Source organism: Aureimonas phyllosphaerae (assembly GCF_900113065.1).
Taxonomy (GTDB): Bacteria; Pseudomonadota; Alphaproteobacteria; order Rhizobiales; family Rhizobiaceae; genus Aureimonas; species Aureimonas phyllosphaerae.
In genome coordinates this window covers 25,565-35,894 of the sequence record NZ_FOOA01000026.1, presented here as the reverse complement: position 1 = coordinate 35,894, position 10,330 = coordinate 25,565, and the positions used below count along the sequence as shown (strand labels likewise).

The following is a 10,330-nucleotide window of genomic DNA, read 5'->3' as shown; positions in this document are numbered from 1 at the left end:
TGCGCAGCGGAGACCGTGACCTGCGCCACCGCCTCGCCGCCGCACTCCACCTCGAACGCGCTGGATAATCCAGCCGCCGACATGAAGGCGAATGCTCAGGCGGCAACTATCTCACAGACGGTCGATGTTCGCCAAGTGTTCTTAATTCAAAATGGCGGCAATCCACACGTTTGAAGAGTGCTGCCGCACTGGCCACTTAGAAATACCGGCCATCGAACAGGTCGCCCAATGCGCGGCGTTTTAGGTAGGTGATCTGCCGCTGACGCAGGTGCTCGGGCTTGTCGTGCAGCATATGGCAACGCTGGCAGAAGGCGCGCAGGTTCTTCGGCCGGCTGTCGCTGCGGTCATGGTTGAGGTGCGCTGCGGCCAGGTAGACCTTGGTTGTCTTGACCACCACTTCGCAGGTGAGCGCGGCTTGGTGAGGCAGGGGACGGCCGCGTCCGTCGCGCCAGAGCTGGTCTGTTTCGTCCCACCAGCGGCCGTCGCCCAAATGGCTGACGGTCTGGCCGTGCGGGCGCTTGCAGCGGTCACAGCGCCCACCGGCACGGACGAAGCGCACCCAGTCGGACAGCTGGTCCCAGTCGATCGGATAGAGGTTCTTGAGGTGGCGGCGGATAGGCATCAACCCTGATCCTTCACGCGGCCACGCAGACCGGGCGCATGCCGATAAAGTGCCGACACGCTAAGGCCCAGCTTCTCGGCCGCCTTGCGCACCGAGATCTCCGGATCCCGCAGCAGCGCTTCAGCTGCTTTGATGTCATCCTCCTTGATGGTCGGCCGACGGCCACCCTTGCGACCCCTGGCCAGCGCGGCTTTGAGGCCGGCATTGGTGCGCTCACGGATGATCGACCGCTCGAACTGCGCCAGCGCGCCGAAGATATGGAAAAACAGCTCGCCGGCGGCAGTGGTGGTGTCGATCGCCTCGGTCACCGATCGGAACCCCATATCCTTGGCGCGCAGATCCCCGACGACCTCGATCAGCTGCTTGAGCGAGCGCGCGAGGCGATCGAGCTTCCAGACCACCAGCGTGTCGCCTGGGCGCATGTAGTCGAGCGCCGCCTGCAGCTGGGGGCGCTCGGTCTTGGCGCCGGACGCCTTCTCAACGAACACCTTTGTGCAGCCCGCTGCCTTGAGGGCATCGAGCTGCAGTTCCGGCTTCTGATCCAGGGTCGAGACCCGAGCGTAGCCGATAAGGTGTGATTGCGTTCCCATTTCTCGTGGAAATGTACCACAAGGGAACGTAGATTAAAAGAACATATTACGGGAATAGCGCAAGCTTGTGGATGCGTGGGCAAGCCTTCCCACTTAATACGTTCCCGCAAACGTACGTTTAAAGGATAATTAATGCCGCTTGCTGGCGGAGGCTTTTCGAGTGGCATCGATGACGATAATTTCTGACGCCCGCTCGCCTGCAGCTAGTCGTGCATCGCGGATCCGTTGGATTTCTTGCAGTTTGCCGCCCATGTCGCCGTAATCAATCACGACGAATATCGCAAAATCTGTTTGCGACGCAGCCTTATAGAATTCTAGTTGCTTTTCGTACCCGTGCACAACAGTGCCACCAGATCGTTTCATTTCGACAAGCACCCGCGATGCGTAGCCGCTTGAAAATTTAAAGTCGATCGGCCCGCCGCCCATGTTAGCCTCTGGCGATAGGTCTAGATCATTCGCTTTGCAGAAGGCATCAGCAATAGCATAATAGATAAGCTGAGATGCGCGTTCTTTTTTTGGCTTGTCGGCTAGCCACAGTTCTTCCCAAAGGTTGCCGTCTTCTACGTGGCGCTTGAATTGAGCGATTGTCTCGCCAACGACCCGCATAATTTCATGAGGTCCTAATTTGAGATCATAGGGCGACGATTGCTTGAGATTACCGAAGCCTTCAGAAATGATTCCCTTGAGACGATAATACCCAAGGGCGTCCAAGTTCGGATCGTAGCTACTTACGTTCTCTTTCACAGCCGCAAGGAAGAAATCGAACTCTTCCGGGGATCCTAGTGCTGCATTCCGCAAAGCATGCTTACGGTCACCAACAGTTGGTCGGACGATCGTCCCCAAGAACTGATTGACGCGATCGCGGATGCGCACATTTTCCATGGCAGCACGCTCGATATCTGACCAATCATTAGCAATAGGCAGCTCTCGAACAATGTCTTCAGGGACAAGTATGACGGGAGCCGAACGACTGGCCGACTTTTGAAAAAATGGTAGCTTGTGTTTGTCGCTGATCTGGTTTTCCGAGACAGAGATTCCGTTGGCAAGGCAAAACGCCTCAGTGATCGCGGCGAGATCTTCAATAATTACATTAGTAGTGAGATCGCTGATTGTGTCAGGCCCAACGTCCTCTTCGAAGAAGCCCATTAGCGAGATCATTTCTGGATCACTTGCACCAAGGGTTATAATCTCTTTGCTGGTGCGCAGGATCGTCTCACGAATATCATGAGGACGGGAACTTCCCGATCGCCCACTTCCTCCATAGCCCAATCCGTTTTCGGGCGGCTCATTAAGATTGAGCTGACGGCGGGCAGCTTTCCAAGGGGCATCATTTTCAGATTTCGAGAGGCTGAGCATCCTCACCAAAATCTGGAAATGAGTCCTGAACCGCGCAATAGCGTTAATTGATATTTTCGCGTTGCTAGATTTTTCCAGAAGAACTGGGTCTATGAATAAGGGAACATCGGCGTCAAGGAATGGATCCACCAAGCCAGCAGCTTTCAGTGCTGCTGCGGGCACTCCAAAATACGCAGAAAATAGAGTGGGGTTTTGTACTCGAGCCATTCCTCACAATAACCGGCAGAAGCAGACAGTGCTATGTGTGATTGTGCCCAACCTAGGCTTTGAAAAATTTCAGCCCGGTTTTCCACAATCAGTGTAACTCTCGAGCGGCTAAGCGAGGGGTATCTATCGGCTGATTGCCCGCATGATCCTCAGCGTTTCAGCCATCAGAAACAACGCATCGTCAGGCGTGACGAAGCGCGCGTGCATGGTTGCAAGTCGCACGGGATGCAGGCGTTGAAACGTCTCGCGCACACTCTCCTTACGCTTAAAAATCGGCGCGAAAATGTTCTTCCAGTCGTCTGATCGGCAGATGATGGCCTGGTAGTCCATGAAGTCGGCATAGAAAATCAGCGGGTAAACAGGTCCACCCTCATCCTCAGCCTTCTGCTTTTTGAATTCCCAGGCCTCGAGCGTCTGCGGGGCCAGTCGGTGTCGTGGCCAATCAGGTCCATGCGCGGCCGCCATGACGTTTTCAATGAACCGTCGCAGCTTCACTTCCATGCGGTGCAGATGCTGGAAGGCTGTTTCGGTACGCAGCTGATCTTCGTCATCCGCATCGTCAGCATCTTCGGCGACGACCTCCATATCCCTTGCACGACGGACCTCCACGTGGCCCAGTCCGGCGATCACGGCACTTTCGGTGAAGGCCTCCGGGGAAAAGTCCGTCAGCGCTGGGTCGAAGCCCCGCTCGACGTACAGTTCAAGCCTTCGCTCCGGCACGGCTAGAACCGACGGCCAAGTGATGGGGTCGCGCCAGTCGCCTAAATCACGGCGCAGAGCGGACGTAAGGTCCCGGTGGAACGGCTGCAGGCCATTGATCGCATGCCCGATCCCCTGCAGGCGCGCGAAGCCAGTAACAGACTCGAGCAGACGATGCTGGTCTGCCCAAGGCGTCGTCATCCGCTCCATGGCCTCACGCAGCTGACTGCCTGGAAATGGGTTGGGGTAGAGATGTTTGAGGTCGGGGATCTTCGGCATAATGCCGGCCAGATCTGGAACCTTGGGTAAGCTGTACCTGCCCAGCTCGTGAATGCCCCTGATGCCTTCCAACATCTGGTTCTGGCGGTCATTCATCGCTCTGATGGCCTCTATGAAGCCAGGTGGTTGAAGCGTGGCACGAGCGCCCGCGAGGGCTTCGCTGAGACGATCCATGTTGCCCAAACCCAAGGCCTCACGTGACAAGGGCTGGTAGTGCTGCTCGAGAAGTTGACGGCTCTCTAGCTGCTGCTGATACAGCCTTTCGAGTTCTGACCTAGCGCCACCGCGCATCAGCTTTTCGAGATCGTCGTTCATAGGGTGATGGATATCACCATTCAGAATGATTGGCCTAGGAGCCCTTTGATTCACCGGACATATGAACCAAGAAATCGACGCGAAATCAGAGCGTTGGCACTAGTCCATAATTCATGAGTTACGCAACAGAGCTTGGGTCGCTCAATCCTTCGATTTTCGCCGAAGCGGACCAAATTAGGCATTGCTCGCCGACACGCTGTGGTTGATGCTGCTGGCATGTACGTAAAACGCATCTATGCCCAAAATGTCGGCCCGCTTGCTGAGTTGAAGCTTGAGCCTCGGTTTACCGAGGAGGGCAGCCCGGTACCTCTGGTACTCGTCGGCCAGAATGGAGCCGGTAAATCTCTCACGCTTTCTATCGTCATAGACGCGATAACAGAAATGCGAAGAGGGGTCTTCAATAAGATCCCTGAAGTCGAAGGTGACGGATATTTAAAACTATCTGCAAGGAGGTATGTAAGGCACGGCTTCAAATATAGTATTTCAGAAGTGATTATGGCCGCTAATGAGGCTGAGACAACATTCCGAGAAGTGATCGGAGTTGGCGACGCTGCACAAATTCAGGCAGAATTTCCGAATGTTGCGGCCATTGTCGGTGGTGACCAAGGGTGGAGTGAGGGCGGCTTTTATAAGCAGGCTCAAGTTCCTGAAGCTCTGAAAAAAGATGTCGCGTCAGAAAACTTTTTGTACTTTCCCTATTTTAGGTATGAGAAGGCTGCATGGCTCGCAGAGACCGCTAAAATAGACTTTTCTCGTGAGACCAACTATCACGGGTACTCGGCGGTAAGCCCCGTAAGGACAAGTATCATTGAGGAAACTCGAAAATGGATACTGAATGTCCTTCTAGATCGTGAATTATACGATAAGCAGCTTGTGTCGCTTCCATACCAATCTCTTGGGCTACAAAATCAAGGCCAAGGCACGATTAACGTATTTCTGGGGTATAGTGGCCCAAATGCGAAGCTATTTGAGCTGGTCAATCAAATACTTTTTGAAATGATGAAGGCAAAAGACCCTACTCTTATTGGCGCTAGGCTGGGAATTGGCACAAAAGGAGATAGGAACATAGGTGTATTTGTAACACGAGAAGGAGAACAGGAAACTACCGTCGCTCCCGATATCGGTATGATGTCTTCAGGAGAACTGATGACTATTGCATTAGCGACCGAGATCATACGTGTCTTTGAAATGGTGAAGGGTGCCCCGCCCGCCTCACTGAACGACGTAACTGGAATTGTGCTTATCGATGAAATCGACCTGCACTTGCACATCAGTTTTCAAAAATCGGTTTTGCCGGCGATTATACGTCGTTTCCCAAAAGTCCAGTTCATAGTCACTACGCATTCGCCATTCTTTGTGCTGGGAATGCAGGAAACTGGTGTAACTGACATTATCAGCCTGCCAATCGGTAATAAGATTGCACCAGAAGATTTTATCGAGTTTCAGGAAAGTTATAACGTATTTATCGAGAAGAACGCACAATTTAAGGATCGGTATGAGGAACTTACGAAAGCAATTTCCGAAGATGGCAAGCCTATTGTCATTACTGAGGGTAAGACTGACTGGCAGCATATAAAAAATGCTTTGGAAATAGCTCACACAAACGGGAATTATGCTGACGTAGATGTTGAATTCTTCGAGTTTGAAGACCCAATAACCATGGGAGATACAAAGCTCAAGCAAATGTGCGACAGCATTGCGCTACTGCCGCAAAAGCGGGATCTCATATTTGTTTTTGATAGGGATAAAAAGGAAATAATCGAAACAATGTCTGGTGCTCCGGACCTATTTAAAAGTCAAGGTAACCGTGTATATTCCCTTTGCTTGCCTGTCCCGCCACACAGAACCGAATACAAAAACATATCTATTGAGTTCTATTACACCGATGATGACTTAAGGACAGTTGATCCGGCTACTGGAAAGCGCTTGTGGTTTACAAATGAAGTTGAGAAGGCCGTAAGCCTTACGACCAACAAAGCCTCTTTTAAGGCGCTTGCTGCTCCTATTGCAGAAGAAGAACTAGAAAAGAAAGTCCATGACAGTAATGTCAATGACATTAAGAACGGTGAGGGTGAGCCTGTCGCTCTCTCAAAAGCTCTATTCGTAACTCATATTATCCATAATGCAGAGTTGTCATCAAACTTTGATCGAAGCGCCTTTGGTGGTGTCTTTGATGTATTCAGAATGATCACCAACCCCCCTGCTGCATAATGTGCTGCTATTGGGCCTTTCTGTTACACCCGTAAAAGCTCTTTGAGATTGGTGGTGTAACGGGCCGACATATGCTCGGCCCGCAGCTTCCATTCCTGCTTGGTGCCGGTCGCCGCGAAATGCACCTTGCCCCGCCCGAACCGCTTGTTCAGCCCGTCCATCAGCCGCATCAGCTCGACCCGGCCGGGATCGTCGGGCTGGTGAAACAGGCTGTTCTGCAGGGTATCGGCCCGGTGCAGGTCCAGACACATAACGCCGGCTTTCTTGTAGCTGAAACCGGGCCGCCAAATGCGCCGGAGGCCCTGGTCGGCCGCCCGGATCAACTTCGCGGTGTCTGCCGTTGCCACGGGCAGGCGGACGGTCTGCGTCCCGTAGTATTGGGCGTCCTCGACCCGGAAACGGTTCGTGTTGACGAACACGGTGATAGCGGCCGTCACCAGCCCTTGCCGGCGCATCTTCTCGGCCGCGCGGCTCATATAGGCCGCCACGGCCTCGCGCATTTCGTCCAGGTCCTCGACCGGGCGGCCGAAGGACCGGGACGCCATGATGTTCTGCCGGTCGGGCGAATGCTCCTCAAGCGACAGGCACGAGACGCCCCGCAGCTCGTAGACCATCCGCTCCATGACCACGCCAAAACTCGACCGTACCTTTTTCGGGTCGGCCGCCCGCAGCTCTAGCGGCGTGCGGATGCCCAGCTCATTCAGGCGGGCGGCCATGCGCGTGGCGATGCCCCACACGTCCGTTAGCTCGATCTTGGCCAGCGCGGCCGTCTGCGCGGCCTCGTCGGCCAGCATCATGACGCCGCCGCTGGCGGGGTCCTTCTTCGAGAGACGGTTGGCCACCTTGGCCAGCACCTTTGTGGGAGCGATCCCGACCGACACGGGAATGCCAGTCCATTGCAGCACCGTGGCCCGCATGACGCGGCTGTGTTCCTCGGGATCGGCAAAGCCGGCGAGGTTCAAAAACGCCTCGTCGATGCTGTAGATCTCCAGCTCGGGCGTGAAATTGGACAGGGTGCGCATGACGCGCCCGCTGATGTCGCCATACAGGGTGTAATTGCTCGAGCGCACGATCACGCCCCATTTCTCGAAATCCTTGCGCCGCAGGTGCCAGGGGTCGCCCATGACGATCCCTAGGGCCTTGGCCTCATTCGAGCGGGCGATCACGCACCCGTCGTTGTTGGACAGCACCACCACCGGCTTGCCGCGTAGCTCAAGCTGAAACAGCCGCTCGCACGAGGCGTAGAAGTTGTTGCAGTCCACCAGGGCAAACAGGCAGGACGCGCTCTTAGGGGCTTCCATGGCCCTAGAATGAGCGCACGGAGCGGGTCAGGACGCCCCACACCTCGAACTCGCAGTCATCGCCGATCGTGATGTTGGGAAACGCGGGGTTTTCCGCCTTGAGCGTGATGACACCCTCGCGGACCAGGTACCGCTTGATTGTGAACTCACCGTTGTAGCAGGCCAGCACCACACACCCATGCGTCGGCCCACGCGAGCGGTCGATCACGGCGATATCGTTCGGAAAGATGCCGGCGCCGGTCATGCTCTCACCGGCCACGACCACCGCGAAGGTGGCGGCCGGGTTGCTCACGATCAGCTGATTGAAGTCGATCGGGTCCTCCATGTAGTCGTCGGCCGGGGAGGGAAACCCGCACGACGCCCTGGAACTCATGAGAGGGATGGCCAGCGCCGAACGGGGGTCCACGTCCAGAAAGGCGTTCACGTCGCCCGCGCGAAACCCGCGCTCATTCATGCGCCTGGCGATCTGCGCAATGGGCACCTTCAGGCGCACAACGCGGGTGCCGGCACCCTTGGGCCGCCCGGAATTGATGCGCGGTCCGCCCCGTCGTTCGCCCCGTTCCATCGTGCAACCCTCCTTTTGATTTCTGTTACAGAAACCATAGGAACGGCGAAGGTTCCAGAGGTGCGGCCAAGGTTGTGCCCAAGGGTGAGGCAGTTTTGCACGGCCTATGCGCGAGCGGCGCCAGAAACCCTTGCCAGCATTCCATATGTCGGTATATCTCGACATATGGACAAGATAGAAACCATTGACGCCCTGGCGGCGCTGGCCCAGCCGACCCGGCTGGACGCCTTCCGCACACTGGTGATGCATGAGCCGGATGGTCTGCCCGCTGGTGAAATCGCGCGCCTGCTCGACGTGCCGCACAACACCATGTCCACGCACCTCGCGGTGCTGACACGGGCGGGCCTGGTGCAGTCCGAGCGGCACATTCGCTCGATCGTCTACCGCGCGGCTCTGGATCACCTGCGTGAGGTGGTCGGCTTCCTGCTCAAGGATTGCTGCGCCGGTCATCCGGAAATCTGCGCGCCGCTGGTGGCCAATCTCATCCCCTGCTGCCCACCGAAGGAGGTTCGTCATGACTGATCACGTCTACAACGTGCTGTTTCTGTGCACGGGCAATTCAGCCCGCTCGATCCTGGCCGAGGGTATCCTGCGCAAGGTCGGTGCCGGTCGCTTCCAGGCCTTTTCGGCGGGAAGCCAGCCCAAGGGCGTAGTGAACCCGATGGCCCTGGACGTGCTTGCGGAGTTCGGTTTTCCGAACGACGGCATGCGCTCGAAATCCTGGGACGAGTTCGCAGTGCCTGGCGCGCCGCGCATGGATTTTGTGTTCACGGTCTGTGACCAGGCGGCGGGTGAAGCCTGCCCGATATGGCCGGGGCAGCCGGTCACCGGCCATTGGGGTATCGAGGACCCGAGCCTTGAGGACCGGGGCGACATGTGGAAGCGCGCTGCGTTCACGCAGGCGCTCCGCTACATGCAGAACCGCATCGAGGCGTTTACGGCCCTGCCGATCGCCACGCTCGCGCAGTCGAGCCTGACCGCCAAAGTCCGTGAAATCGGTCAGATGGAAGGTGCCTCGTCGCCTCGTGCGGAGGTCGCATGAGCGTCACCATCTATCACAACCCGGCCTGCGGCACCTCGCGCAACACTCTGGCGATGATCCGGGCCTCCGGTGAGGAACCGGAGGTCATCGAGTACCTGCAAAACCCGCCGACGCGCGCGCGCCTGGTCGAGCTATTGGGCCTGATGGGTCTGAGCCCGCGCCAGCTGCTGCGCGAGAAGGGCACGCCCTACGCTGAGCTGGGGCTAGCCGATCCCAGCTTGTGCGATGACCAGCTGCTCGATGCCATGATGGCGCATCCCATTCTGATCAATCGCCCGATCGTCGTCACCGACAAGGGCGCGGCCCTGTGTCGGCCATCGGAAGCCGTGCTGCCGCTGCTGGCCAGCCCGGTCGCCACCTTCACCAAGGAAGATGGCGAAGTGGTCGCGGCACCGGGGACCAGCGCATGACCGACCCGCAGGCCCTGGACCTGCCCAACATCGACCTGTCGCTGTTGGCGCCGATCGACGTGGACGCGCTGGCGGGGCCGGACGGGCCGCGCCACGCACCCCGCATCCTGGTCCTGTACGGGTCGGTGCGCGAGCGGTCCTATTCCCGGCTGCTGTCCGAGGAAGCGGGCCGCCTGCTGCGCTGGTACGGCTGCGAGGTCCGTACCTTCGACCCGCGCGGCCTGCCGCTGCCCGATGCGGTCGAGCCGGATCATCCCAAGGTGCGCGAGCTGCGCGACCTGGCCGACTGGTCCGAGGGCATGGTCTGGGTCAGTCCTGAGCGCCACGGCGCCATGACCGGCATCATGAAGGCCCAAATCGACTGGATACCGCTAGCATTGGGCGCCAAGCGGCCGACCCAGGGCAAAACGCTCGCCGTCATGGAAGTGTCCGGCGGCTCGCAGTCGTTCAACGCGGTCAATCAGATGCGCATTCTCGGCCGCTGGATGCGCATGGTCACCATTCCCAACCAGTCGTCGGTCGCTAAGGCCTTCCTCGAGTTCGACGAGGCGGGCCGCATGAAGCCGTCCAGCTACTACCTGCGCGTGGTCGATGTCTGCGAGGAGCTGGTCAAGTTCACGTACCTGGTGCGCGGGCGCTCGAGCTACCTCACCGACCGCTATTCCGAGCGGGTCGAGACCGCCGAAGAATTGTCCAAGCGCGTCAACCAAAAGACCCTCTGAAAGCCCTAATC

General features: G+C 57.3%; 11 protein-coding genes. 5 read left to right on the top strand and 6 right to left on the bottom strand.

The genetic code is table 11. From position 1 onward, the window contains the following. Nucleotides 1-196: 196 nt before the first annotated feature. The 4 genes from BM175_RS20130 to BM175_RS20115 form a co-directional block, all read right to left on the bottom strand. The gene (locus tag BM175_RS20130; protein WP_090966300.1) at nucleotides 197-622 is read right to left on the bottom strand and encodes a hypothetical protein; all 426 of its coding nucleotides are present in this window, start codon (nucleotides 620-622) and stop codon (nucleotides 197-199) included. Continuing rightward, entirely contained in the window at nucleotides 622-1,212 is a 591-nt protein-coding gene (locus tag BM175_RS20125; protein ID WP_090966298.1) for a recombinase family protein, read from the bottom strand. Before BM175_RS20125 ends, BM175_RS20130 begins: the two co-directional genes overlap by 1 nt. A 129-nt stretch (nucleotides 1,213-1,341) precedes the next feature. Continuing rightward, complete coding sequence (locus tag BM175_RS20120; protein WP_244546096.1) at nucleotides 1,342-2,730, bottom strand: chromosomal replication initiator DnaA; 1,389 nt, start codon at nucleotides 2,728-2,730, stop codon at nucleotides 1,342-1,344. Between the two features lie 168 nt (nucleotides 2,731-2,898). Next, a complete protein-coding gene (locus BM175_RS20115; protein ID WP_090966294.1) occupies nucleotides 2,899-4,068 on the bottom strand; it encodes a Swt1 family HEPN domain-containing protein in 1,170 nt (389 codons plus the stop codon). Between the two features lie 198 nt (nucleotides 4,069-4,266). On the opposite strand from BM175_RS20115, the gene BM175_RS20110 reads away from it, so the two are divergent. Further along, the gene (locus BM175_RS20110) at nucleotides 4,267-6,279 is read left to right on the top strand and encodes an AAA family ATPase (RefSeq protein ID WP_244546095.1); all 2,013 of its coding nucleotides are present in this window, start codon (nucleotides 4,267-4,269) and stop codon (nucleotides 6,277-6,279) included. A gap of 23 nt (nucleotides 6,280-6,302) precedes the next feature. On the opposite strand, the gene BM175_RS20105 is transcribed toward BM175_RS20110, so the two are convergent. Further along, the gene (locus BM175_RS20105; protein ID WP_175526939.1) at nucleotides 6,303-7,580 is read right to left on the bottom strand and encodes a Y-family DNA polymerase; all 1,278 of its coding nucleotides are present in this window, start codon (nucleotides 7,578-7,580) and stop codon (nucleotides 6,303-6,305) included. A gap of 4 nt (nucleotides 7,581-7,584) precedes the next feature. Beyond that, entirely contained in the window at nucleotides 7,585-8,145 is a 561-nt protein-coding gene (locus BM175_RS20100; protein ID WP_244546094.1) for a LexA family protein, read from the bottom strand. Between the two features lie 165 nt (nucleotides 8,146-8,310). On the opposite strand from BM175_RS20100, the gene BM175_RS20095 reads away from it, so the two are divergent. Genes BM175_RS20095 through arsH form a run of 4 tightly spaced genes read left to right on the top strand, consistent with a single transcriptional unit; the run spans nucleotide 8,311 to nucleotide 10,319 of the window. Beyond that, nucleotides 8,311-8,667, top strand: a complete 357-nt coding sequence (locus BM175_RS20095; protein ID WP_090966290.1) for an ArsR/SmtB family transcription factor — start codon at nucleotides 8,311-8,313, stop codon at nucleotides 8,665-8,667. After that, the gene (locus BM175_RS20090) at nucleotides 8,660-9,187 is read left to right on the top strand and encodes an arsenate reductase ArsC (RefSeq protein ID WP_090966288.1); all 528 of its coding nucleotides are present in this window, start codon (nucleotides 8,660-8,662) and stop codon (nucleotides 9,185-9,187) included. The genes BM175_RS20095 and BM175_RS20090 overlap by 8 nt, the downstream gene beginning before the upstream one ends. Beyond that, the gene (gene arsC / locus BM175_RS20085; RefSeq protein WP_090966286.1) at nucleotides 9,184-9,597 is read left to right on the top strand and encodes an arsenate reductase (glutaredoxin); all 414 of its coding nucleotides are present in this window, start codon (nucleotides 9,184-9,186) and stop codon (nucleotides 9,595-9,597) included. The genes BM175_RS20090 and arsC overlap by 4 nt, the downstream gene beginning before the upstream one ends. Further along, entirely contained in the window at nucleotides 9,594-10,319 is a 726-nt protein-coding gene (gene arsH, locus BM175_RS20080) for an arsenical resistance protein ArsH (RefSeq protein WP_090966284.1), read from the top strand. Before arsC ends, arsH begins: the two co-directional genes overlap by 4 nt. The last annotated feature ends 11 nt before the right edge of the window (nucleotides 10,320-10,330 follow it).

Excerpts from the sequence above, each read along its gene's own strand:
- BM175_RS20130 (WP_090966300.1), bottom strand. The coding sequence starts at position 622 with ATGCCTATCCGCCGCCACCTCAAGAACCTCTATCCGATCGACTGGGAC.
- BM175_RS20125 (WP_090966298.1), bottom strand. The coding sequence starts at position 1,212 with ATGGGAACGCAATCACACCTTATCGGCTACGCTCGGGTCTCGACCCTG.
- BM175_RS20115 (WP_090966294.1), bottom strand. The coding sequence starts at position 4,068 with ATGAACGACGATCTCGAAAAGCTGATGCGCGGTGGCGCTAGGTCAGAA.
- BM175_RS20105 (WP_175526939.1), bottom strand. The coding sequence starts at position 7,580 with ATGGAAGCCCCTAAGAGCGCGTCCTGCCTGTTTGCCCTGGTGGACTGC.
- BM175_RS20100 (WP_244546094.1), bottom strand. The coding sequence starts at position 8,145 with ATGGAACGGGGCGAACGACGGGGCGGACCGCGCATCAATTCCGGGCGG.
- BM175_RS20095 (WP_090966290.1), top strand. The coding sequence starts at position 8,311 with ATGGACAAGATAGAAACCATTGACGCCCTGGCGGCGCTGGCCCAGCCG.
- BM175_RS20090 (WP_090966288.1), top strand. The coding sequence starts at position 8,660 with ATGACTGATCACGTCTACAACGTGCTGTTTCTGTGCACGGGCAATTCA.
- arsC (WP_090966286.1), top strand. The coding sequence starts at position 9,184 with ATGAGCGTCACCATCTATCACAACCCGGCCTGCGGCACCTCGCGCAAC.
- arsH (WP_090966284.1), top strand. The coding sequence starts at position 9,594 with ATGACCGACCCGCAGGCCCTGGACCTGCCCAACATCGACCTGTCGCTG.